Source organism: Pseudomonas sp. R9.37 (assembly GCF_963878885.1).
Lineage (GTDB): Bacteria > Pseudomonadota > Gammaproteobacteria > Pseudomonadales > Pseudomonadaceae > Aquipseudomonas.
This window is the reverse complement of record NZ_CAWNZA010000047.1, coordinates 419,528-440,485: the sequence shown is the minus strand read 5'-3', so window position 1 is coordinate 440,485 and position 20,958 is coordinate 419,528. Positions and strand designations below refer to the sequence as shown.

Annotated in this window: 24 protein-coding genes; 10 read left to right on the top strand and 14 right to left on the bottom strand. The window is 61.7% G+C overall.

The window, feature by feature from the left end; genetic code table 11:
* Positions 1–70: 70 nt before the first annotated feature.
* The 3 genes from AACU78_RS25990 to AACU78_RS25980 all read right to left on the bottom strand — a co-directional run bounded on the left by AACU78_RS25990 (position 71) and on the right by AACU78_RS25980 (position 3,013).
* A complete protein-coding gene (locus AACU78_RS25990; protein ID WP_106578496.1) occupies positions 71–1,045 on the bottom strand; it encodes a 5-oxoprolinase subunit C family protein in 975 nt (324 codons plus the stop codon).
* Positions 1,042–1,920: a 5-oxoprolinase subunit B family protein gene (locus AACU78_RS25985; RefSeq protein WP_106578495.1), complete on the bottom strand. Its 879-nt coding sequence runs from the start codon at positions 1,918–1,920 to the stop codon at positions 1,042–1,044. The genes AACU78_RS25990 and AACU78_RS25985 overlap by 4 nt, the downstream gene beginning before the upstream one ends.
* Before the next feature lie 289 nt (positions 1,921–2,209).
* The gene (locus AACU78_RS25980; RefSeq protein WP_106578494.1) at positions 2,210–3,013 is read right to left on the bottom strand and encodes a 5-oxoprolinase subunit PxpA; all 804 of its coding nucleotides are present in this window, start codon (positions 3,011–3,013) and stop codon (positions 2,210–2,212) included.
* Between the two features lie 104 nt (positions 3,014–3,117).
* Between AACU78_RS25980 and AACU78_RS25975 the strand changes: the two genes are divergently transcribed.
* Entirely contained in the window at positions 3,118–4,035 is a 918-nt protein-coding gene (locus AACU78_RS25975) for a LysR family transcriptional regulator (RefSeq protein WP_106578493.1), read from the top strand.
* Here the strand turns inward: AACU78_RS25975 and AACU78_RS25970 are convergent.
* The gene (locus AACU78_RS25970; protein ID WP_106578492.1) at positions 4,032–4,928 is read right to left on the bottom strand and encodes a LysR family transcriptional regulator; all 897 of its coding nucleotides are present in this window, start codon (positions 4,926–4,928) and stop codon (positions 4,032–4,034) included. The two genes, AACU78_RS25975 and AACU78_RS25970, sit on opposite strands and share 4 nt — an antisense overlap.
* Before the next feature lie 106 nt (positions 4,929–5,034).
* Here AACU78_RS25970 and AACU78_RS25965 point away from each other — a divergent pair, with 106 nt between their 5' ends.
* Both AACU78_RS25965 and AACU78_RS25960 read left to right on the top strand, forming a co-directional pair.
* Positions 5,035–5,793 carry an SDR family NAD(P)-dependent oxidoreductase gene (locus AACU78_RS25965; protein ID WP_106578491.1) on the top strand — a complete coding sequence of 253 codons (759 nt, stop codon included), beginning with the start codon at positions 5,035–5,037 and terminating at the stop codon, positions 5,791–5,793.
* Between the two features lie 50 nt (positions 5,794–5,843).
* Positions 5,844–6,749: a LysR family transcriptional regulator gene (locus AACU78_RS25960; protein ID WP_106578490.1), complete on the top strand. Its 906-nt coding sequence runs from the start codon at positions 5,844–5,846 to the stop codon at positions 6,747–6,749.
* On the opposite strand, the gene AACU78_RS25955 is transcribed toward AACU78_RS25960, so the two are convergent.
* Positions 6,736–7,176, bottom strand: coding sequence for a multidrug/biocide efflux PACE transporter (locus tag AACU78_RS25955; RefSeq protein ID WP_106578489.1), 441 nt, complete (start codon positions 7,174–7,176; stop codon positions 6,736–6,738). The genes AACU78_RS25960 and AACU78_RS25955 overlap by 14 nt on opposite strands.
* A gap of 88 nt (positions 7,177–7,264) precedes the next feature.
* On the opposite strand from AACU78_RS25955, the gene AACU78_RS25950 reads away from it, so the two are divergent.
* Positions 7,265–8,119 carry a LysR family transcriptional regulator gene (locus tag AACU78_RS25950; protein ID WP_106578488.1) on the top strand — a complete coding sequence of 285 codons (855 nt, stop codon included), beginning with the start codon at positions 7,265–7,267 and terminating at the stop codon, positions 8,117–8,119.
* Between the two features lie 143 nt (positions 8,120–8,262).
* On the opposite strand, the gene AACU78_RS25945 is transcribed toward AACU78_RS25950, so the two are convergent.
* Positions 8,263–9,105, bottom strand: a complete 843-nt coding sequence (locus tag AACU78_RS25945) for a LysR family transcriptional regulator (RefSeq protein WP_106578487.1) — start codon at positions 9,103–9,105, stop codon at positions 8,263–8,265.
* A 111-nt stretch (positions 9,106–9,216) separates the two neighbouring features.
* Between AACU78_RS25945 and AACU78_RS25940 the strand changes: the two genes are divergently transcribed.
* Positions 9,217–9,942 (top strand): SDR family oxidoreductase, encoded by a 726-nt coding sequence (locus AACU78_RS25940; protein WP_106578486.1) that lies wholly within the window; start codon positions 9,217–9,219, stop codon positions 9,940–9,942.
* A 129-nt stretch (positions 9,943–10,071) separates the two neighbouring features.
* Here the strand turns inward: AACU78_RS25940 and AACU78_RS25935 are convergent, their stop codons facing one another.
* Genes AACU78_RS25935 through AACU78_RS25920 form a run of 4 tightly spaced genes read right to left on the bottom strand, consistent with a single transcriptional unit; the run spans position 10,072 to position 12,602 of the window.
* Positions 10,072–11,295: an RNA polymerase sigma factor gene (locus tag AACU78_RS25935; protein ID WP_106578485.1), complete on the bottom strand. Its 1,224-nt coding sequence runs from the start codon at positions 11,293–11,295 to the stop codon at positions 10,072–10,074.
* Positions 11,292–11,768 carry an SRPBCC family protein gene (locus AACU78_RS25930; RefSeq protein ID WP_106578484.1) on the bottom strand — a complete coding sequence of 159 codons (477 nt, stop codon included), beginning with the start codon at positions 11,766–11,768 and terminating at the stop codon, positions 11,292–11,294. The genes AACU78_RS25935 and AACU78_RS25930 overlap by 4 nt, the downstream gene beginning before the upstream one ends.
* A 27-nt stretch (positions 11,769–11,795) precedes the next feature.
* Complete coding sequence (locus AACU78_RS25925) at positions 11,796–12,140, bottom strand: YciI family protein (RefSeq protein ID WP_106578483.1); 345 nt, start codon at positions 12,138–12,140, stop codon at positions 11,796–11,798.
* Between the two features lie 42 nt (positions 12,141–12,182).
* Entirely contained in the window at positions 12,183–12,602 is a 420-nt protein-coding gene (locus tag AACU78_RS25920; RefSeq protein ID WP_106578482.1) for a YybH family protein, read from the bottom strand.
* Between the two features lie 147 nt (positions 12,603–12,749).
* Between AACU78_RS25920 and AACU78_RS25915 the strand changes: the two genes are divergently transcribed.
* Positions 12,750–13,238, top strand: a complete 489-nt coding sequence (locus tag AACU78_RS25915; protein ID WP_106578481.1) for a GNAT family N-acetyltransferase — start codon at positions 12,750–12,752, stop codon at positions 13,236–13,238.
* Between the two features lie 21 nt (positions 13,239–13,259).
* On the top strand, positions 13,260–13,865 hold the full coding sequence (locus AACU78_RS25910) for a pyridoxamine 5'-phosphate oxidase family protein (protein ID WP_106578480.1): 606 nt from the start codon (positions 13,260–13,262) through the stop codon (positions 13,863–13,865).
* Positions 13,866–13,903: 38 nt separating this feature from the next.
* Here AACU78_RS25910 and AACU78_RS25905 read toward each other — a convergent pair whose 3' ends face one another.
* A complete protein-coding gene (locus AACU78_RS25905; RefSeq protein ID WP_106578479.1) occupies positions 13,904–14,386 on the bottom strand; it encodes a GyrI-like domain-containing protein in 483 nt (160 codons plus the stop codon).
* A gap of 197 nt (positions 14,387–14,583) precedes the next feature.
* Here AACU78_RS25905 and alaC point away from each other — a divergent pair, with 197 nt between their 5' ends.
* On the top strand, positions 14,584–15,801 hold the full coding sequence (gene alaC / locus AACU78_RS25900) for an alanine transaminase (RefSeq protein ID WP_106578478.1): 1,218 nt from the start codon (positions 14,584–14,586) through the stop codon (positions 15,799–15,801).
* A 169-nt stretch (positions 15,802–15,970) separates the two neighbouring features.
* Here alaC and AACU78_RS25895 read toward each other — a convergent pair whose 3' ends face one another.
* Both AACU78_RS25895 and AACU78_RS25890 read right to left on the bottom strand, forming a co-directional pair.
* Positions 15,971–17,323, bottom strand: a complete 1,353-nt coding sequence (locus tag AACU78_RS25895) for a GntP family permease (protein ID WP_106578477.1) — start codon at positions 17,321–17,323, stop codon at positions 15,971–15,973.
* A gap of 84 nt (positions 17,324–17,407) precedes the next feature.
* Positions 17,408–17,941, bottom strand: coding sequence for a gluconokinase (locus AACU78_RS25890; RefSeq protein ID WP_065932241.1), 534 nt, complete (start codon positions 17,939–17,941; stop codon positions 17,408–17,410).
* A gap of 212 nt (positions 17,942–18,153) precedes the next feature.
* Here AACU78_RS25890 and AACU78_RS25885 point away from each other — a divergent pair, with 212 nt between their 5' ends.
* Together AACU78_RS25885 and AACU78_RS25880 are read left to right on the top strand one after the other, a co-directional pair.
* Positions 18,154–19,185 carry a LacI family DNA-binding transcriptional regulator gene (locus AACU78_RS25885; protein WP_177410105.1) on the top strand — a complete coding sequence of 344 codons (1,032 nt, stop codon included), beginning with the start codon at positions 18,154–18,156 and terminating at the stop codon, positions 19,183–19,185.
* 460 nt (positions 19,186–19,645) lie between these two features.
* The gene (locus AACU78_RS25880; protein WP_106578476.1) at positions 19,646–19,885 is read left to right on the top strand and encodes a DUF6124 family protein; all 240 of its coding nucleotides are present in this window, start codon (positions 19,646–19,648) and stop codon (positions 19,883–19,885) included.
* Positions 19,886–20,020: 135 nt separating this feature from the next.
* Here AACU78_RS25880 and AACU78_RS25875 read toward each other — a convergent pair whose 3' ends face one another.
* Positions 20,021–20,896 carry a LysR family transcriptional regulator gene (locus tag AACU78_RS25875; protein ID WP_106578475.1) on the bottom strand — a complete coding sequence of 292 codons (876 nt, stop codon included), beginning with the start codon at positions 20,894–20,896 and terminating at the stop codon, positions 20,021–20,023.
* Positions 20,897–20,958 lie beyond the last annotated feature (62 nt).

Genomic DNA, 20,958 nt, shown 5'->3' with positions numbered 1-20,958 from the left:
AGTACCGAATAGGCTGGCTGACACACCGCCTTCGCGAGCAAGCCCGCTCCCACATGGGTCCTATGTGTTTTCAGGGAGTGAATAAACCGCCCATTATTTTCAGCCGCTTCTTGTACACCCGCCGCGCCTCCAATGCCTCCTCAAGCGTCACCGCCACAAACCCCGCCCGCTGGTTCGGCTGCATCTGCCCGATCAAATCCAGATCCGCACTGATCACCGTGCCAATCATCGCGTAGCCACCGCCCGAGACCGCATCCCTGTGCAGCACAATCGGCTCCAACCCCGCCGGCACCTGGATCGAGCCAATGGGGTAGCAACTGTCGACGATATTCGACGGGTCCGAGCCCGCGCCGAACGGCTGCTCACGCGGCTGAAAACTCAACGCGCTGCCGCCCTTGAAGCGATAGCCGATGCGATCCGCCTCGGAGCCCACTGTCCACGGTTCGGCAAAAAAGCTGCTTTTCGCGCCGTCAGTCAGCCGGTCGTAATACAGCCCCGGCACCACACGCAAGGTCACATCGCCGCCGACTGAGCGACGCAGCGCCATCGGCAAACTGTTGCCCTCACGCCCCTGCCCGCAGGCCTGGCCGATCGGCAGTTCATCGCCCGCCTGCAAGCGCCGTCCCTGAAACCCGCCAAGCGCGCCGAGGGTGTACGTCGAGCGGCTGCCGAGCACCAATGGCACATCAATGCCGCCCGCCACCGCCAGGTAGGTGCGCGCGCCCGCCTTGGGAAATTCAAAGCGCAGCACCTGCCCGGCGCGCACCTGGAACGCGGTGTCCTGATGCACCACGTCACCGTCCAGGCGCGGCGCCATCAGCGCACCGCTGAGCGCCACCAACGCGTCCTGTTGAAACAGCAACTCCGGCCCGATCAAGGTGCATTCCAGGCCGGCCGCACCCACCGGGTTGCCCACCAGGTGGTTGGCCGCGCTCAAGGCGTATTGGTCCAGCGCACCCGAGGGCGGGATGCCCAAGTGGTAATAACCTTCACGACCAAGGTCCTGCACAGAGGTGGCGAGGCCGGGTTTGATGACTTTGATCATGCCAGCGCCTCCTGCAGGGTTTTCGGATAGCCAACGGGGTCGGCAAGAAAGGCGTCGAGGGAAAATTCCACCGGACGGATGCGCAAGTCGAAACGCCCCGCGTCCACCTCGGCGACCGCCAGGTCATAGGCGTCGCGGTCCAGCGGTTTGAACTGCACGATGTCACCGGGGCGGAAGAACACCATGTGCTCCTTGAGGTACGCCAATTGCTGCGCCGGGTCATAGATCGGCGCCGGGGTTACGCCAAACATCTGGTAACCCCCGGCGCCGCGTACCGAGTAGATACAGCCAAAGCAGCCGCCATGCCCGAGGGTCAATTTGGGGGTGTCGGTGCGCGGGCGCAGGTACTTGGGCACCTGCAATTGCCGTTCGCGCTCAACCATCTGGAACATGAACGGCAGGCCTGCGACGAAGCCCACCATCGACACAAACCACGGCGCGCCACTGTGGGCGGCGATAAACGCGTCGACATCGGCCAGGCCGTTGATGCGCGCAGCGTATTCCAGGTCCGTGCCCGTGGGGTCTTGGTGACGGTCGCGAAAACGCATCAGCGTTTCGTGGGTCCAGGGGTCGTTGTAGAGCACCGGGATTTCAATGATGCGCGTGTGCAACGTGCGCTCGGCCACGGCCCGGGCTTCGGCGCTTTGCACCGCGTCGAGCAGCACGTGTGGCGCGATGCGGTCGGGGTCGAAGCGAATCTGAAACGACGCATTGGCCAGGCACACATCCAATACGCCGTCCAGCGCCAGACGCTCCACGGCGCGGGTCACGGCCATGCCTTTGAAAAAGGCCTGCAGGGACATGCTGTCGCTGACCTCGGCAAACAAGTGTTCATCACCGCCGAAGCTGTAGCGGATGGGGGACGTTTCAGCCATGTCTGTTCCTCTTGGAATCATTGTAGAAAGGCAGGCAAAAAATAATGTGGGGTGTGCACGCTTTTTGTTGGGGTGAGCGCATGTTGTTGTGGCAAGCCGGCTTGCTGTTGCCAGTGGGTTTACTGTGGTCAGTAGGCTTACTGTGGCGAGCGGGCTTGCCCCGCGTTGGGCTGCGCAGCAGCCCTTAAATCAGGCGATCGGGTGCTACCTGACACGACGCGGCGATTATTGGGCCGGCTTCGCCGCCCAACGCGGGGCAAGCCCGCTCGCCACAGTAAGCCCGGTTGCCTCAGCAAGCCCGCTCGCCCTCAGAGAGTCCTCTCGCCCCGACACGTCCACTCGCCGCTGTGACTATGATGCCCGCCCGGTCCAACGCTTCGCGGGTGGCCTCGACCAACTCCAGCGCGCCGGGCGTGTCGCTGTGCAGGCAGATGGAGTCGAATTCGATAGGCAGGTCTTCGCCCTCTACCGTGCGCACCAACCCCGTCTGACAAGCCCGCAATACCCGCGCCGCGACCGTTGCAGGGTCAAGCGCCCGCACATGGCGGGTAAACACGATGGAGCCGCTCAGGTCGTATTCACGGTCGGCGTAAAACTCGCGCACCACAGGCTGCCCGAGTTCCTTGGCAACGCGCCAGATCACCGAGTTGGGCATGCAGTACAACAACAATGTCGGTTCGATCAGTTGCAGGTTTTGCACCAGCAAGCGCGCGGCCTCTTCGTCGCGGGCCAGGTGCATGTAGAGCGCACCGTGGGGCTTGATGTGTTGCAGGGGCACGCCTTGGGCGCGGGCGATTTCGCGCAGGGCGCCAAGCTGGTAGAGCATGTCGTCCACCAGTTCCTGCGCCGGTGCGTGGATATGCCGACGGCCAAACCCCACCAGGTCACGAAAGCCTGGGTGCGCGCCGATGGCCACGCCGAGTTGCTTGGCGCGCGCAACGGTGCGGCGCATGGTACCGGGGTCGCCGGCGTGGAAGCCGGTGGCGATGTTGGCTGAGCTGATGTAAGCCATCAGTTCAGCATCCACGCCATCGCCGATGGTCCAGGGGCCGAAGCCTTCGCCCATGTCTGAATTGAAATCCACTGCCTGCATCGGTGTCGCTCCGCCAAAGGTGATGCCAGGAAAGTAGGCTGGCGCTTGACCCCTTGGGAAGATCTATTATCAGATGGCCCATCTTCTGAAAATCAGATAAAGCCATGTCCCTGACCTTGCGCCAAGTTCGCTACTTCGTCGCCACTGCCGAGATCGGCCAGATTTCCCAGGCGGCCATTCACTTGAACATCTCCCAGTCGGCGGTGACCACGGCGATCAAGGAACTGGAAGCCATGCTCGGCGTGCAGCTGTTTGTGCGTTCGGCCCAAGGCATGAACCTGACCGATGCCGGGCGGCACTTTCTCAACCGTGCCTATGTGATTGTGCGCAGCGTGGACGACGCGCTGAACAGCCCGCTGCCGGATTATCGCGCCAGCGGCGTGCTGCGCGTGGCGGCCAGTTACACGGTGCTCGGCTATTTCCTGCCGCATCACCTGCAACGCATGGAACACTGGCACCCGGACGTGACCATCGAGGTGTTCGAGCAGGAGCGCCAAGCCATCGAACACGGCCTGCTCGACGGTCAATTCGACATGGCCGTGGTGCTCACCGCCAACCTGACTCACCCGGATATCGTCTCCGAGATCCTGTTCAATTCGGAACGCCGCCTGTGGCTGCCCAGCCACCACCCGTTGTGCGAACGCGGCGCCGTGAGCCTGGCCGATGTGGCGCAGGAACCTTACATCCTGCTCACCGTCGACGAGGCCGAACACAGCGCCATGCGCTACTGGGAACAGGCCGGACAAACGCCCAAGGTGCGGCTGCGCACCAGCTCGGTGGAAGCGGTGCGCAGCATGGTTGCCAATGGCAGCGGCGTGGCGATTCTGTCGGACCTGGTTCACCGGCCCTGGTCCCTGGAAGGCAAGCGCATCGAGACGCTGACCGTGACCGACCCGGTGACGCCCATGAGCGTCGGCCTGGCCTGGCACCGCGAGCGCGCGTTTACACCGGCGATGCAGTCGTTTCGGGATTACTTCCACGATGCTTTCCTGGCACCGCAGCAGTTGTCGGCGCGCCGTTAAATCTGGGCTTGCACGGTGGCGGCGAGCCAATCCATGAACACCCGCACGCGCTGTGGCAAATGCCGCTGCCCGGCATAAAGCAACGACACGTCCAACGCCGGCGCGGGGTAGTCGGGCAACACGGCCACCAGTTCACCGCGCTCGAGTAAATCGCGAATTCCCAGGACCGGCACCTGCGTGATGCCCAAACCGCCCAGGCACGCCGCCTTGTAGGCATCGGTGCTGTTGACCGTGACGCGCCCGGCCATCGGCACGCGGTGCACTTTGTTGCCCTGCTGGTATTCGAACCCCGGCGAACGCGAACCCAATGGCCGCACGTAGTGCACCAATTGGTGATGCGCCAGGTCGGCCAGGGTCTCGGGCTTGCCATGGCGCTGAACATACTCGGCGCTGACGCAGTTGATCATCGGCATGCTGCACAGCAGGCGCGCCACCACCGACTGATCAGGCTGCGCGCCGACGCGCAACACGCAGTCGAAACCTTCGGCGAGCAGATCTACCTGACGGTCGGTGGTGCTGATTTCCAGCTCGATCGAGGGATGGGCGTGCATGAATTCGGGCAGGCGCGGCAGGATCAGGTCCCGCGCCATGACGTTGGGCATGTCCACGCGAATGCGCCCGGTCAGTTGCGCTTCATCCTGACGAAACAGGCCTTCAAGTTCTTCCATGTGCGACAGCAAATCCTTGCTGCGCTCATACAGCACGCGCCCGTCCTGAGTGGCCTGGACCTTGCGCGTGGTGCGCTGCAACAGGCGCGCGCCGAGTAATTCTTCGAGTGCCTGCACGTGCTCGGACACCGTGGAGCGCGGCAGCCCCAGGCTCTCGCCCGCTTGGGTGAAACTCGACAGTTCGGTGACCCGCACGAAGGTGCGCAACAGCTCAAGCTTGTTCATGGGATTGTTCGCCTTATCCGGCCAGTGATTCCGATAGCGCCCTGTTTATCACGTTACGAGCGGACAAATACACTCAGTCCCACTGATCACACACGAGGACTGCACCATGACCCGTAAAATCGCACTCATCACTGGCGCCAGCCGCGGCCTGGGCAAAAGCGCAGCGCTGCACCTGGCGGCACAGGGCGTCGACATCATCGGCACCTACCACAGCGCCGCAGCCGAAGCCCAAGCGGTGGTGGAACAGATTCAAGCGCTGGGTGGCCGTGCTGCCATGTTGCAACTGGATGTCAGCCAAAGCGGCACCTTCAATGACTTCGTCGGCGAGGTCAGCACAGTACTCAAGGATGTTTTCGCACAGGATCACTTCAATTTTCTGATCAACAACGCCGGTATCGGCGCTCACGCCAGCTTCGCCGAAACCACCGAAGAACAGTTTGACCGCCTGGTGGCCATCCACTTCAAGGCGCCGTTTTTCCTCACGCAAAAGTTGCTGCCGCTGATCAGCGATGGCGGGCGCATCATCAATATCTCCAGCGGCCTGGCGCGGTTCAGCCTGCCAGGGTATTCGGCGTATGCCTCGATGAAGGGCGCGGTTGAAGTGCTGTCGCGCTACCAGGCCAAAGAGTTGGGCCCGCGCGGCATTACCGTCAACACCCTGGCACCGGGCGCCATTGCCACCGACTTCAGCGGCGGCGCAGTGCGCGATAACCCGGACGTCAACGCAATGGTCGCCAACAACACCGCGCTGGGCCGTGCCGGTTTGCCAGACGACATCGGCGGCGCGATCTCGACCTTGCTGGCCGATGGCAGCAACTGGATCACCGGGCAGCGCATCGAAGCTTCGGGCGGCATGTTTCTGTAGGCATTGTGCGCTAGCATCAATGCCTTCAAGTCACAGACAGGCAATCACCGATGAGTTTCGATCCAGGTTTGGCCGGCGGCATGGGCGTATTGGCAGCCGTGGTCGACAGCGGCAGTTTTGCCCGCGCCGCCGACAGCCTGGACATGACGCCTTCGGGGGTCAGCCGGGCGATTTCGCGCCTGGAAAAGCGCCTGGGGATTCGCCTGTTCGACCGCACCACGCGCTCGGTGCAACTGACCGACGAAGGCCGACGTTTTTATCAGCAAATCGCGCCGTTGCTGGCCGGTCTTGAAGAAGCCGCCAGCTCCGCCGCCGACAGTGCATTGACCGTGCGCGGGCGCTTGCGGGTGAATATCGACCCGTACTTCTCGCGCCTGGTATTGGGCCCGGTGCTGGGCGATTTTATGCGGCGCTACCCGCAGCTGCAGTTGGACTTGCACACCCGCGATCAACTCGGCGACCTGGTCGCCGACGGTTTTGACGTGGCAATTCGCTTCGGCATCCCTCAATCCTCCTCGCTGATCGCGCGCAAATTGATGGAAGTGCGCGTGCTCACCGTGGCCTCTCCCGCTTACCTTGAGCAATACGGCCGACCGGCCACCCCACAAGACTTGGAAACCGGGCATATGTGCCTGGACTTTCGCGACTCGCAGACCGGGCGCCCGTTTGCCTGGGAGTTCCACCGCAAGGGCGAGCAAGTGATCGTGCGCACCGACGGTCGCTTGGTGGTCAACGACGCCAGCACCTTGTACAGCGTGTGTGAACACGGGCACGCGGTGGCGCAAATGCTCGACCTGGGCCTGACGCCGGCGCTCGATGCCGGCAGCCTGGTGGAGTTGTTTCCCGACTGGCCGGACGAGCGTTTTCCGCTGTACGCGTACTACCCGTCGCGGCATTTGCCCGCCGCCAAGGTGCGGGCGTTTCTGGAGTTTGTCGCCTCGCTCAAGCTTGGCTGACCAGCCGCCGCTGTAAGAACTTTTCCCGCAGCACGTCATAGCCCCAGTGATACACATAGGTGTACGGCAGGAAGAACAGCAGCACGCCGATGTCGAGAATAAACGCCTGCATCAGGCTGATGTTCAGCCACGCTGCGATCAACGGCACGCACACCAGAATCAGGCCGCCCTCGAACATCAGCGCGTGCAGCACACGCGTCCAGCCGTTGTTGGCGAGCTTGCAGCGTGCCTTGAGGCGATCGAACAGGCCGTTGAAGATCACGTTCCAGGTCAGCGCCATCAGGCTGATTGCCAGGGTGACCATGCCCATCTCCAGGGCGGGCTTGTCCATGATCCATGCCAGCAACGGGGTACAGATCAACAACGCCAAACCTTCAAAACCAATGGCCTGGCAAACACGTTCAGTAATCGACTTGGTAGGGTTCATGACCCGGCTCCGTGAGTGACGACGGTTGCCATGATTACCCTTTGAATCGATACTTCATAACTAGTAACCATCGATCAAGGCGATAGTCATGGCCTCTCATGAAGTGCTGCAGGCGTTTGTCCAGGCGGCCACCCAAGGTTCGTTTTCCGCCGCGGCGCGCAAGTTAGGCAAGAGCCAGTCCACCGTAAGCGCGGCGGTCGCGAGTCTGGAGATTGACCTGGATGTGATGCTGTTTGATCGCAGCAGCCGCAAGCCAACGCTCACGCCCGCCGGCCATGTGTTATTGCAACGGGCCGAGCAGGTGTTGGAAGCCAGCAGCCGCCTGGAGCTGGCGGCGAGCCAGTTGGCAATGGGTTTGGAGCCGAAGTTGAGTATCGCCATGTCCGATACGTATCAGTCGGAGCGTTTCGAGCTCGCGCTTAAAGCGTTTGAACAACGCTACCCGGATCTGGAGCTGGAATGGCTGATCGCAGAATGCGAAGACCTGATCGCCCTGGTGCAAAGCGGCCGCGCGCAGATTGCCTTGATCGAAGCCCAGGAGGTTTACCCGCCCGACCTGACCCGCGCGCCCGTGGCAGAGCGTACGGAAATCGCCGTGTTCGTGGCCCCCACTCATCCTTTGGCCAACGTGCAAAACCTTGACCCGCAGGCCTTGCAGCAACACCGCGAATTGCGTCTGGCCAGCATCATCAACCCCAACGAAACCCGCCCGACCGGCCGTGTGTGGTCGGCGCCGAGTTTTCTGATGCTGATGGAAATGGCCCAGCTCGGTTTCGGCTGGGCGGCGCTGCCGCGCTGGCTGGTGGAGCGATTTGGGAATGCCGGGCTGGTGGAACTTGAGGTGCGCAGTTGGCCACGTTCGGTGGCGGTGGATGCGCTGTGGTCACGCCAGCACCCGCCGGGGCCGGCGGGGAGTTGGATGTTGGGGCAGATGTTGGAGTGATTACTTGCAGGCGATAGAGATCCAAATGTGGGAGCGGGCTTGCTCGCGAAGGCGGTGGGTCAGTAAAAAATGCGCTGACTGGCACACCCTTTCGCGAGCAAGCCCGCTCCCACATTGGAACTGCTTCGAACAGGAGATTTGTGTCACGCCGCAGAGAGTTGCGGCGGGCGGTTGCTCTGGAAATATTCGTGCAGGGCGCGCAATGCAGGCAATTCCAACGCCTGCGCGGCAAAGCACAACCCCACGCGCCGCGTCGGCGCCGGCAGGTGCCATTCGCGAATCAGCACGCCGGCCCGTTCGGCCGCCATCGACTGCGGCAACATCGCCACGCCCACACCGGCCGCGACCATGTGCAGTGCCTGGGTCAACGAACCGGCATGCCCGGCCACTGCATGCGGCGAACGGCCGTACAGCGCCATCAAGCGTTGGTGCGAATCGTGTTGTGGGCAGGTGATCCAGTCTTCAATCGGCGCCCAGGCCTGCGCTTTACCGGCGTGTGCCATCGGATGTGCCTCGGGCAATGCCATCACGTAGGACTCCTCCCAAAGCGGCAGGAACAGCTCGTCCTCGCAGCACATTTCCTCCACGGCCAAGCGCCCGTCGCCTTCGCAACCTTCCTGCAAGGTCAGCAGCAAACCCGGCAGGCCGTGGTGCGCCATACGCAGGAAAGTCTCGATCTGGCTGTCGGCAATATCGCCCTCCACGCCCAGCTCCAGGGCGATGCGGTTTTCGCGCCCGCGAAACAAACCGCTCAAGGCGTCCGCTTCGGCGACCATGCGCCGCGCCTGCGGGTACAGCACCCGGGCCTCGGCACTGACTTCTACACCCCGCGGTTGGCGCACAAATAACGCCACACCGAGTTCGTCTTCCAGCTGCTTGATGGTCACCGACAGCGTCGGTTGGCTGATAAACAAACGCTGGGCGGCCGCGGTGATGTTGCGTTCTTCGAACACCGCGAGAAAGGCCCTGAGGTGACGCACATCCATAGCTTTATCCGATGGCAGACAGAGGAATAAGGCATTTTTCAGCCTCGGCGGCGGTAAATATACTGCGCCGACAGTTCAGTTATCGATATTTCTTATTCCAGGAGTGCATTCATGAGCAAGCCACTGATCATCATCACCGGTGCCAGTTCCGGTATTGGCGAAGCCACCGCCCGCCTGTTGTCGGCCGCCGGCCACCCACTGCTGTTGCTGGCGCGGCGCATAGAGCGCCTGAACGACCTGGCACTGCCAAACACCTTGAACCGCGGCGTCGACATCACCGACCGCGCCGCACTGGTTGCCGCCGTTAAAGAAGCCGAGGCGCAATTCGGCCCGGCCGACGCGCTGATCAACAACGCCGGGGTCATGCTGCTGGGCGCCGTCAGCGAGCAAGACCCGCAGCAATGGGAGCAGATGCTCGACGTCAACGTGAAAGGCTTGCTCAACGGTATCCATGCGGTGGCCGGCAGCATGGTCGCGCGCAAGGGCGGCACGATCATCAACGTCAGCTCGGTGGCCGGGCGCAAGACCTTCCCGAACCATGTCGCGTATGTCGGCACCAAGTTCGCGGTGCATGGGATTTCGGAAAACCTGCGCGAGGAATTGTCGCCAAGCAACGTGCGGGTAATCACCATTGCACCGGGTGCGGTGGAAACTGAACTGCTCAGCCACACCACTGATGAGGCGATCAAGACGGGTTATCAAGCCTGGAAACAGGACATGGGCGGCACCGTGTTGAGCGCCGATGATGTGGCTTCGGCGATTGCCTACGCCTACCAGCAGCCGCAGCATGTGTGCATCCGTGAGATTGTGTTGGCGGCCACTCGTCAGCAGCCTTAACCGAAAAAACTGCAAACACCCCTGTTGAATGTGGGCGCAGGCTTGCCGGCGATGGCGAGGTGTCAGGCTGTCAATCTGTTGGCTGATACACCGCTATCGCAGGCGTGCCAGCGCCCACAGTGTTGATCCTTATGGTCTGATGGTTTTGAGTTCGGCCAGGCGCCGCTCTAAAAAACGCTTCTCTGGGGTTTGCTGAATCAGTGACAGGGCTTTTTCGTACGAAGCACAGGCTTGCTCGGTACGCCCCAACTGCCGACAAAACTCCCCGCGCGCCGAATGTGCCCAGTGGTAATCCAGCAACTCGCCTCGCGCAAAAATCGCTTCCACTGCCTGCAGGCCTGCCCACGGTCCATCGCGCATGGCCAGCGCCACCGCGCGGTTCAACTCGATCACCGGCGACGGCACAGCCCTGAGCAACACGTCGTAGAGCCCGACAATCTGCGGCCAGTCTGTTTCCCCCGCGCTCGACGCTTCGGCGTGCACCGCCGCAATGGCGGCTTGCAGGCAATACGGGCCAAAACGCCGTGTGCTCAACGCCTGCTCCACCAGCGCGCAGCCTTCAGCAATCAAGGACGCGTCCCACAACCCACGGTCCTGTTCATCCAGCAACACCAACTCGCCGTCGGCCGAGGTGCGCGCCGCGCGGCGTGACTCGTGCAATAGCATCAGCGCCAGCAGGCCGATGACTTCCGGCTCTGGCAGCAGTTCCACCAGCAGGCGTCCCAGCCGAATGGCTTCGCGGGTCAGGTCCTCCCGCGTAAGGTTCGCGCCCATGGACGCCGAATAACCCTCGTTGAACACCAGGTAAACCACGCGTAACACGCTGTCCAGGCGCTCGGGCAATTCGTCGCGGGACGGCACCTGATAGGGAATCCCTGCTTCGCGAATCTTGGCCTTGGCGCGCACGATGCGCTGGGCGATGGTGGTGGGCGTGGCGAGAAAGGCGCGGGCGATTTCTTCGGTGGTGAGGGCGCAGATCTCACGCAAGGTCAGCGCCGCCTGGGCGTCAGGCGCCAGCGCCGGGTGGCAGCAGATGAACATCAGGCGCAGGCGGTCGTCTTCCACGTCGTCCTCACTCCACTCGGCCGCTTCCAGCGCGTCGGCCTGCCCCTGCAACAAGGGGGTAAAACGGGCCTGGCGGCGCAGGCGGTCGATGGCTTTGAAACGACCGGTCGAGACCAGCCAGGCGCGTGGATTGCTCGGCACACCGTCGCGCTGCCAGCGCTCGACCGCGACGAAGAACGCCTCGTGCAGGGCTTCTTCGGCGAGGTCGAAATCACCGAGCAAACGGATCAGCGTGGCGAGCACGCGGCGTGACTCGCTGCGGTAGATCGTCTCGATTTCAGGCGTCAATCGGGCATGCCCTGGGTCACCAGCGTCACCAGGCGGTCGAGGCTCTGGCCCCAGCCGTCATGAAACCCCATGGCTTCGTGCGCCTGTTTATCGGCTTCGCTCCAGTGCATCGCGCGAGCGGTGTACAGCGTCTTGCCTTCGACCTCTTCGAAGGTCACTTCGGCGGTCATGAACGGCTTGCCCGACGGCACCCAGCCTGGCGCGTAAGCATCGGTAAACACCAGCCGGCTCGGCGCCTGGATCTCCAGGAATACGCCTTGGGTCGGGTACTCGGCGCCATCCGGTGCGCGCATCAGGGTACGAAACAGGCCACCGACCCACAGGTTCATTTCGCACTCGGGCGTGGTCATGCCGTGGGGTCCCCACCATTGTTGCAACAAGGCAGGCTCGGTCCAGGCGCGAAACACACGGTTACGTGGGGCGTCGATCAAGCGGCTGATGGACAGTTCAAATTCGGCAATTGGCGTTGTCATGGGATAAACCTCTTGTGGTTGTTGTTTTCAGAGATTCAATTCACGCACGGGGCGTACTTCCACACTGCCGACCCTGGCTGCCGGTATGCCACCGGCCACCTGGATCGCTTCGTTCAAGTCCTTGGCCTCGATCAGGTAAAACCCGGCAAGCTGCTCCTTGGTTTCGGCAAACGGCCCGTCGGTGATCGACAACTTGCCATGGCGCATGCGCACGGTGGTAGCGGTGCTCACTGACTCCAGTGGCTCGGCGGCGAGCATGCGCCCACTGGCCTGGATTGCCTCGGCGTAGGCAAAACACTCAGGGTCCGCAGGGCTGTCCGGCGAGGTGTGCAACACCTGCTCGTCGCTGTAGATCAGGCAGAGGTATTTCATGGGCGTCTCCGTTTTCGGACTACTGACTATAGTTGGTGGCGGTCAGGGTTTCAGGTCGAACAGTGCGCTGCCGCTGCCCATGTCGAAGGGCGCCGACCAATGCTCATGCACCACGCGCCATTGACCCTCGATGCGCTGGTAACCGGCGGTCACCCGCATCCAGCACGCCTTCACCACGCCATCGGGCCCGGCGCCGCCGCAATGGGCCAGCCAGTGGGCAAACGCACTCTCTGGGGCCTCGACGATATGCAGCTCATGAAACTCGAAAATACCGGGGCCGGGGCAATGCTTCATGCAGTCATCCCAATGCGTGCGGTAGGCCGCCCGACCCTTGAATTGCAACGCGGTGACGGCGTCGAACGCGACGATATCGTCGGCGTAAAAGCTGACAATTTTGTCGATATCACGGGCCAGCACGGCCTGCTGCCATTCATCGATCAGACGGGTGATTGCAGTGCTCATGGCGATACTCCTGAGGGTGGAAAATCACGAGGGACACCCTTAGTCGAACGCGCTTTGGGTAAATCGACAACGCGCTGAAAAATAATTTCGCCACGCGCAAACCCGCTAGAATCCACGCCTCTTTGTAGGATTTGGTATGCGCCCTCGATGGAAACTCGCCTCGTGCCCTATGAGACGCTGAGCCTTGTGCAAAAACAGCAACTCGACACCCTGCAAGTGCATCCCGAGCAACTGGCGTATTCAGGCGATATCTACTGCGCGCTGAACAGCCTGCTGGTCAATCCCAGCCCCAACGCCATCAAAGGCTTCGCCCTGCTCGCCGATGACGTTCCCGTCGCTTTCCTGCTGCTTAAACGCCCGCCCTGCCTGCCTCATTGGGCCGACGAACACAGCGCCACGCTGCATGCGTTGCAGGTTGATCGGCATCAGCAGGGGCGTGGGTTCGGCAAAGCCTGTTTGCAGGCGCTGCCGGCGGCGGCCCTGCAAGCGTGGCCGCAGATCAAAGCGTTGGAGTTGTCGGTGGACGCGCAGAATGTGGCGGCGATGGGCCTGTATCTGGCGGCGGGCTGGGTCGACAGCGGCGAGGCGTATAAGGGCCGGATTGGCCATGAGCGCCGGCTGGCGTTAGTGTTTTGAAACGATAAGGAGGTGGTGAATATGCTGACAACCCTGGAACAACTCGAAACCCTCTACGGCCTCCCCCACGAGCGGGCGGTGCGCAAAGAGATCCCGTTTCTCAACGAGGATTACCAGGCCATGGTGCGGGCGTCGCCGCTGGTGGTGGTCAGTTCATCCGGGCCGGAGGGCATCGATGGCTCGCCGCGCGGCGATGTGCCGGGGTTTGTGCGGATTATGGATGAGCGCACCCTGGCGATCCCGGATCGGCCGGGCAATAACCGCCTCGATACCCTGCGCAACCTGGTGCAGGACCCCCGCATCGCATTGCTGTTCATCATCCCGGGCATTGGCGAGACCTTGCGCGTGAATGGCCGAGCGCAGATTTGCATCGAGCCCGAGTTGCTGGAGAGTTTCGCGGTGAATGGCAAGCCTGCGCGCTCGGTGATTCTGGTGCAGGTGCAAGCCGCGCATTTCCATTGCTCAAAAGCGTTTGTGCGCTCGGACTGCTGGAACCCCGAGAAGCACCTGGACCGTTCGGCATTGCCGTCGGCCGGGGCGTTTCACAAGCGACTCAATGATGGGCAATTTGACGCCGAGGCGTATGACCGGGAGATGCCGGAGCGGGTCAAGGCCACGCTGTATTGAAGGATCTGTGGGGCCGGAGCGCCGGCCCCTGTGATTCATCAGGCTTTCTTTTCGACCGGCATCCAGATCTCAACGGAACCCGTGCCTTTGCGTGCATCAAAATCCGCGCTGTAGCGCTCGAAATCCGCCCCGGCCACCTTGTAGCCCGAGTGTGGCAACCACTCGAACATGATGCGCTCGTAGGTCTGCTCAAGCGCTTGCACCGGGCCGTGGTGCGCGAATACCGCGTAATGACGGGCAGGCAATTCAACCGACTGGAAATTGCTGGGTACATCGCTTTTGGCCGGCACTTCAACGCCGGCCAGATAGTCGAACTCGCCTTGCTTGGCGTTGTAGCACACGCCGTATGTCTGGCGGTCAACGCGCTTGCTGATGTCTTTGATGTTGTTGTCGAGCACTTCCCACAACTTGGGAATGTCCCCCACGGTGGCTTTGTCGTAATGGCCCTTGAGCCCGGCAATCACCAGGGCTTTGCCCTCTTCCAGGCGTGGCTGCAACGGTAATTTTGTCTGCTGATCCATCTGAACAGTCTCCTTCTTGTGAGGGCACAAACCCGCATCGAGTATAGGGGCATATTGACGCCTCACCCCAATCAGAAATTTTTCCTGCGCCATCTGGACAACTGGCCATCATCGACCGTATTGTCTGCCCCGCAGGCCACCGCAGTGGCCGACGTCGCTCGGACGGTTCCGGGCGCTTACGTACTCTTGAGGCAACAATGGCAGACCAAGGTTCGCCGCGCCGCTTTGCGCGCATAGATCGACTCCCCCCTTACGTTTTCAATATCACTGCCGAGCTGAAGATGGCTGCGCGTCGGCGCGGCGAAGACATCATCGACTTGAGCATGGGTAACCCTGACGGCGCCACGCCTGCACACATCGTGGAAAAAATGGTCACCGTCGCCCAGCGTGAAGACACCCACGGCTACTCCACCTCCAAGGGCATTCCGCGTCTGCGCCGGGCGATCTCGCGCTGGTACAAGGACCGCTATGAAGTGGACATCGACCCGGAAACGGAAGCCATCGTCACCATCGGCTCCAAAGAAGGCCTGGCGCACTTGATGCTCGCCACCCTCGACCAGGGCGACACCGTGCTGGTGCCCAACCCCAGCTACCCGATTCACATCTACGGTGCCGTGATTGCCGGCGCCCAGGTGCGCTCGGTGCCGCTGATTCCGGGGGTGGATTTTTTCGCTGAACTGGAACGCGCCATTCGTGGCTCGATCCCCAAGCCGAAGATGATGATCCTCGGCTTCCCGTCCAACCCCACCGCGCAGTGCGTGGAGCTGGACTTCTTCGAACGGGTGATCGCCCTGGCCAAGCAGTACGACGTACTGGTGGTGCACGACCTGGCCTACGCCGACATCGTCTACGACGGCTGGAAAGCCCCGTCGATCATGCAGGTGCCGGGCGCCAAGGACATTGCGGTGGAGTTTTTCACCCTGTCCAAGAGCTACAACATGGCCGGCTGGCGCATCGGCTTCATGGTCGGCAACCCGGAGCTGGTCAACGCGCTGGCGCGCATCAAGAGCTATCACGACTACGGCACCTTCACCCCGCTGCAGGTGGCGGCGATTGCGGCGCTCGAAGGCGATCAGCAGTGCGTCAAAGACATCGCCGAGCAGTACCGCCAGCGCCGCAATGTGCTGGTCAAGGGCCTGCATGAACTGGGCTGGATGGTTGAGAACCCGAAGGCGTCGATGTACGTCTGGGCCAAGATTCCCGACGCGTATGCCGCCATGGGCTCGCTGGAATTTGCCAAGAAACTGCTGCTGGAAGCGAAGGTGTGTGTGTCGCCGGGCATCGGCTTTGGTGAGTATGGGGACGATCATGTGCGCTTTGCGCTGATCGAAAACCAGGACCGCATTCGCCAGGCGGTGCGCGGGATTCGCGGGATGTTCCGCGCGGATGGGCTGGTAGCCAAAACCGGGTCATAACTCGGTCAAAATGTGGGAGGGGGCTTGCCCCCCGATAGCAGAGTGTCCGTCACTGCATCGGGTGACTGATCCACTGCCATCGGGGGCAAGCCCCCTCCCACATTTGTTTTGCGGCAAGCCAGCTCCCACATTTGGCCCAGTTCCCACAGTAAGTTTTGCGGTGAACCTGTTACACCACCATCGACAGCAACATGATAAAGATCAGCGCCACCACCGACAGGATGGTCTCCATCGCTGTCCAGGTCTTGAACGTCTCGACCACGGTCATGTTGAAGTACTGCTTCACCAGCCAGAAACCCGCATCGTTGACGTGAGACAACACCAGCGAGCCTGCGCCCGTCGCCAACACCAGCAGCTCACGGTTAACCCCTGGAATCATGCCCACCACCGGCACCACGATACCTGCGCCGGTAATGGTCGCCACGGTCGCGGAGCCAGTCGCCACGCGAATCACTGCCGCCACCAGCCACGCCAGCAAGATCGGGTTGATCTGCGCGTTCACGGCCATGTGGCCGATCACATCACCCACGCCGCTGGTCACCAGCATCTGCTTGAAACCGCCGCCGGCGCCGATGATCAAAATGATCGCAGCGGTCGGCGCCAAGCTGGCGTCGAGCAGCTTGAGGATCTGCTTGGAATGAATGCCCTGGCGATGGCCAAAGGTGTACAGCGACAACAGCAACGCCAGCAGCAACGCGGTGATCGGGTGACCGATCATGTCCATCCAGTTACGAATGGCGTGGCCGTCCGGCAGCGCGACGTCAGCGAAGGTTTTGAGCAGCATCAGGAACACCGGCAGCAGCACGGTGATCAGGGTAATGCTAAAGCTCGGCAGGTCTTTGGACTCCGGCTCGCGGGCCAGTTGATCGACCAGTTCCTGGGACGGGTTACCCGGAATGTACTTGGCGATAAACGTACCGAAAATCGGCCCGGCAATGATGGCGGTCGGCAGTGCGACGATCAGGCCGTACAGGATGGTCTTGCCGATGTCCGCGCCAAACACGCCGATGGCCAACAGCGGGCCCGGGTGCGGTGGCACCAGGCCGTGCACGGCCGACAGGCCGGCGAGCAGCGGGATGCCGATTTTGATCAGCGACACGCCGGTGCGGCGCGCAACGATAAACACCAGCGGGATCAGCAACACAAAACCGATCTCGAAAAACAGCGGGATGCCCACCAGGAACGCGGCGAACATCATCGCCCACTGCACTTTCTCTTTGCCGAAGGCGCGGATCAAGGTCTGCGCGATCTGATCGGCGCCGCCGGACTCGGCCATCATTTTGCCGAGCATCGTGCCCAGCGCGAGGATGATGCCGACAAAGCCGAGCACGCCGCCAAAGCCGTCCTGGAACGCCTTGATGATCTTGTCCACGGGCATGCCCGAGGTCAGGCCGAGAAAGCCGGCCGCGATGATCAGTGCAATGAACGGGTGCACCTTGAACTTGGTGATCAAAAAGATCAGCCCGATGATAGTGACCACTGCATCTAGCAGCAGGTAAGACTCGTGGGACATGCCAAACATGGGGGGTCTCTCCTGTTTGTTGTTGTTATTAAAGCGGGTGTTGAATTTCCTGCCGGGGATAGCGCTATCTTTTCCGGCAAAAAATTAATGGGTTGGTTCAAAGCCGTGTTGCAGCCACCAGGCATGGGTTTGCTCGGCCAGGTCCTCGACGCTGTCTTCGCTGGCGTTGAGCGCCAGGGTCAGCGGCTCGCCCACGGGCGATTCAAGGGTGGCGAACTGGCTGTCGATCAGGCTGGCCGGCATGAAATGGCCGGGGCGATGGGACACGCGGTCGGCGGCCACGGCGCGAGTCAGCTCCAGGAACACAAAGCCCAGGCCCGGCGCGGCTTCGCGCAGGTGGTCGCGGTATTTTTTCTTCAGCGCCGAACAGGTCAGCACCGGATGCTCGCCGGCTTTGAGCGAGCGACGCAGTTCATCGCACAGGATGTCGAGCCAGCCGGCGCGGTCGTCGTCGTTGAGGGGATGGCCGGCACTCATCTTTTCGATGTTCGCGGCGGGGTGAAAGCTGTCGCCTTCGATGGCGGTGGCGCCGTTCAGGCGGCACAGGGCTTCGCTGACGCTGGACTTGCCACAGCCAGAAACACCCATGATGACCAGGGCGGTAACAGGTTGACTCATGAAACACCTCAGGACGCAGATAGCGCTACCTTCGCACGCTGTAAGGCTAGTGCAAAAACAGGCTTTTCCCGCGCCGACTTGTCATTTTTATGGAGTGACGCGTGCATCCTCTCCAACACCGTTGAACCGGATCAGGCAACCCTGCGTTCAAGAATTTGCAGCCTTTTGGAGACAGCGCTACCTTAGTGCCTCGATTTTTGTTTGGCAACCGCCTGATGACCTCCAAGAACGATAAAAATAACCGCACCACCGGTCGCCCGACCCTCAATGAAGTAGCCCGCCTGGCCGGCGTCAGCCCGATCACCGCCTCCCGCGCCCTGCGTGGCATCAGCACCGTGGCCACCGAGCTGGTGGAAAAAGTGCAATTGGCCGCCGCCGAACTCAACTACGTGGTCAACCCCGCCGCCCGCGCCCTGGCCTCGGCGCAAAGCCACTCGGTGGTGGTCATCGTGCCGTCGCTGTCCAACCTGCTGTTTATCGAAACCCTGGAAGCCATCCACCAAGTGCTGCGGCCCAAGGGCTTTGAAGTGCTGATCGGCAACTCTCACTATTCGCGCGACGAAGAAGAAAACCTGTTGCGCAACTACATGGCCTACCAGCCACGCGGGTTGCTGCTGACCGGCTTTGACCGCACCGAAAGCGCACGCCGGATGGTCGAGGCGAGCAATGTGCCGTGTGTGTACATGATGGACCTGGACCCGAATGCCGGCGTGAACTGTGTGGGCTTCTCGCAATTGGCCGCGGGTGAAACGGCGGCGGCGCATCTGATCTCGCGTGGGCGCAAGCGCCTGGCCTACATCGGCGCGCAATTGGACCAGCGCACGTTGCTGCGCGGCGAAGGTTTCCGCCGCGCGCTGCAACAGGCCGGCATGTATGACCCGGCGCTGGAATTGCTGACGCCGCGCCCCTCCTCCGTGGGTTTGGGTGGCGAGTTGTTTCTGCAATTGCTGGCGGCGCATCCGGAGGTGGATGCGATTTTCTTCGGCAACGACGACCTGGCCCAGGGCGCACTGCTCGAAGCCCTGCGCCACGGCATCAACGTACCGGAGCGCGTGGCCGTGTTGGGTTTCAACGACTTGCCCGCCTCTTCTTTCATGGTGCCGCGCTTGAGCAGCATCAGCACACCGCGTGAAGCGATTGGCCGGCGCTCGGCGGAGCACCTGTTGACGATCATGGCCGGCAACAAGATCGCCAAGCCGGTGGTGGACATGGGCTTTGAGTTGCAAGTGCGCGAGAGCACCTGATTTTTGAAGGCCAGACACACTCAACGTGTGGGAGCTGGCTTGCCGGCGATGGTGGAGTGTCAGGCAACGATGTGTTGACTGATTCACCGCCATCGCAGGCAAGCCTGCTCCCACCTTTTTTACCGTGCCCGCTTGAGATGTAGGACGCCTGTAGGACGCGGCTGACATTGCGGTCAGCGCCTTGCCCGACTGCCTACGCTTACGTCAGAATCCGCCGGCTTGTGCGCTTGGGTGGTGGTCTTTAAGGTTTGCCGGTCGCTGAATTTCTCGGTGATCGGGTTTAGTAGCCCTACTTTTGGACACTCTTAGTGCATGAGCCTCATCTGAGTTTGATGGCGGCTGTGCGTAGGGCATCTTCGGGTGCGCCGGCTTTGAGTGTCCACCGGTCTACTAACCTGCGTACAGCTGCCACCCCTCGTTTAGTAGCGATCCGGCGGCGGCCTGTTTCCAGGACGCTCAAATGATCAAAGAAACTGAAAAACCGGTAACTACTCTTTTCACCATCACGCCCGATACACCCATCGAGTCCCTACTGATCAACAGCTACGAAACCGTGTGTTCCGTCAGCGCCTTGTTGCTCGACCTGTCCGATGACCTCACCGGCAAGCACCGCGACATAGCCCTCGCCATTCACCAATTGAGCGAACTATCAGTGCTCATGGTAGGCAAAGCCATGGACCAGCAAACACCGCGAACCTAACGCCTAGCTCGGTTTAAAAATGTAGGAGCTGGCTTGCCTGCGATGGCGGCGGGTCAGCTACACATGGGTTGACTGACCCACCGCCTTCGCGGGCAAGCCCGCTCCCACCTTTACCGTGCCCACTTGAGGGCGGGGTTAATCCGCTGAAGCCAGCATGTTCACCAATGCCGACGCCCCCTTATGCAACGGCTGATTTTTCAACCACACCGCATTCACCACCATGGCCAGCCCGTTCTCGATGTTCTTGAAGTTCAAGCGCCGCAAGCGTCCCGCCGCCAACAACGGCGCCACCACCGACTGCGGGAAGTTGCCCCAACCCAGCCCGGCTTCCACCATCTCCAGCGCCATGCCCAGGGTGTCGGTCCGCCAATAGGATTGCCCCACCAGTGGTCGACAATCGCTGAGAGGCAAGTCCCGGCCGGCCACCAGAATCTGTCGCACCCGCACCAAGTCTTCCAAAAACGGCTCACCGCCCGCCTGGGGGTGTCGCGGGCTGAAACAGGCCATCAGTTGCTCGCTGCCGACAAACTGAAACCGCTCCAGCACATTCACGCTCAAGCCCGCATAGGCCAGGCACAGCTGCACCCGGCCGCTGTGCAGCAGCTGCAAAACGTCATCTTGCGGGGCGGTCAGCACTTCGATGTCGAGCAACGGGAATTGCTCACTGAGTTCGCCAATGGCGGCCAGCAGGCGGCGCGTATTGATGTCGGCGCCCACGCCAATCGACAGCTTGCTCTCCAGCCCCTGGGACAGCTGCAACGCATGCACCTGCAATTGTTTGAGTTGCTCGGCCATCAGCCGTGCATGGGGAATCAACGCCAGCGCCAGGTCGGTGGGCACCGGCTCGCGGTGGCTGCGATCGAACAACGGGTAACCCAGCTCGGCTTCAAGGTTGGCAATGCCCATGCTCACGGCTGAAGGCACTTTGCCCAATGCCCGCGCTGCCGCCGAAAACGAGCCACGCTCCACCACTGCCAAGAACAACTGGACACTGTCACTGGTAAAACTCATCGCGCCACCTATCAATAAAACTGAAATCTTCTGACTTTTAGTATCAGCCAAACTGACGCTAT

Excerpts from the sequence above, each read along its gene's own strand:
- AACU78_RS25990 (WP_106578496.1), bottom strand. The coding sequence starts at position 1,045 with ATGATCAAAGTCATCAAACCCGGCCTCGCCACCTCTGTGCAGGACCTT.
- AACU78_RS25985 (WP_106578495.1), bottom strand. The coding sequence starts at position 1,920 with ATGGCTGAAACGTCCCCCATCCGCTACAGCTTCGGCGGTGATGAACAC.
- AACU78_RS25980 (WP_106578494.1), bottom strand. The coding sequence starts at position 3,013 with ATGCAGGCAGTGGATTTCAATTCAGACATGGGCGAAGGCTTCGGCCCC.
- AACU78_RS25975 (WP_106578493.1), top strand. The coding sequence starts at position 3,118 with ATGTCCCTGACCTTGCGCCAAGTTCGCTACTTCGTCGCCACTGCCGAG.
- AACU78_RS25970 (WP_106578492.1), bottom strand. The coding sequence starts at position 4,928 with ATGAACAAGCTTGAGCTGTTGCGCACCTTCGTGCGGGTCACCGAACTG.
- AACU78_RS25965 (WP_106578491.1), top strand. The coding sequence starts at position 5,035 with ATGACCCGTAAAATCGCACTCATCACTGGCGCCAGCCGCGGCCTGGGC.
- AACU78_RS25960 (WP_106578490.1), top strand. The coding sequence starts at position 5,844 with ATGAGTTTCGATCCAGGTTTGGCCGGCGGCATGGGCGTATTGGCAGCC.
- AACU78_RS25955 (WP_106578489.1), bottom strand. The coding sequence starts at position 7,176 with ATGAACCCTACCAAGTCGATTACTGAACGTGTTTGCCAGGCCATTGGT.
- AACU78_RS25950 (WP_106578488.1), top strand. The coding sequence starts at position 7,265 with ATGGCCTCTCATGAAGTGCTGCAGGCGTTTGTCCAGGCGGCCACCCAA.
- AACU78_RS25945 (WP_106578487.1), bottom strand. The coding sequence starts at position 9,105 with ATGGATGTGCGTCACCTCAGGGCCTTTCTCGCGGTGTTCGAAGAACGC.
- AACU78_RS25940 (WP_106578486.1), top strand. The coding sequence starts at position 9,217 with ATGAGCAAGCCACTGATCATCATCACCGGTGCCAGTTCCGGTATTGGC.
- AACU78_RS25930 (WP_106578484.1), bottom strand. The coding sequence starts at position 11,768 with ATGACAACGCCAATTGCCGAATTTGAACTGTCCATCAGCCGCTTGATC.
- AACU78_RS25925 (WP_106578483.1), bottom strand. The coding sequence starts at position 12,140 with ATGAAATACCTCTGCCTGATCTACAGCGACGAGCAGGTGTTGCACACC.
- AACU78_RS25920 (WP_106578482.1), bottom strand. The coding sequence starts at position 12,602 with ATGAGCACTGCAATCACCCGTCTGATCGATGAATGGCAGCAGGCCGTG.
- AACU78_RS25915 (WP_106578481.1), top strand. The coding sequence starts at position 12,750 with ATGGAAACTCGCCTCGTGCCCTATGAGACGCTGAGCCTTGTGCAAAAA.
- AACU78_RS25910 (WP_106578480.1), top strand. The coding sequence starts at position 13,260 with ATGCTGACAACCCTGGAACAACTCGAAACCCTCTACGGCCTCCCCCAC.
- AACU78_RS25905 (WP_106578479.1), bottom strand. The coding sequence starts at position 14,386 with ATGGATCAGCAGACAAAATTACCGTTGCAGCCACGCCTGGAAGAGGGC.
- alaC (WP_106578478.1), top strand. The coding sequence starts at position 14,584 with ATGGCAGACCAAGGTTCGCCGCGCCGCTTTGCGCGCATAGATCGACTC.
- AACU78_RS25895 (WP_106578477.1), bottom strand. The coding sequence starts at position 17,323 with ATGTTTGGCATGTCCCACGAGTCTTACCTGCTGCTAGATGCAGTGGTC.
- AACU78_RS25890 (WP_065932241.1), bottom strand. The coding sequence starts at position 17,941 with ATGAGTCAACCTGTTACCGCCCTGGTCATCATGGGTGTTTCTGGCTGT.
- AACU78_RS25880 (WP_106578476.1), top strand. The coding sequence starts at position 19,646 with ATGATCAAAGAAACTGAAAAACCGGTAACTACTCTTTTCACCATCACG.
- AACU78_RS25875 (WP_106578475.1), bottom strand. The coding sequence starts at position 20,896 with ATGAGTTTTACCAGTGACAGTGTCCAGTTGTTCTTGGCAGTGGTGGAG.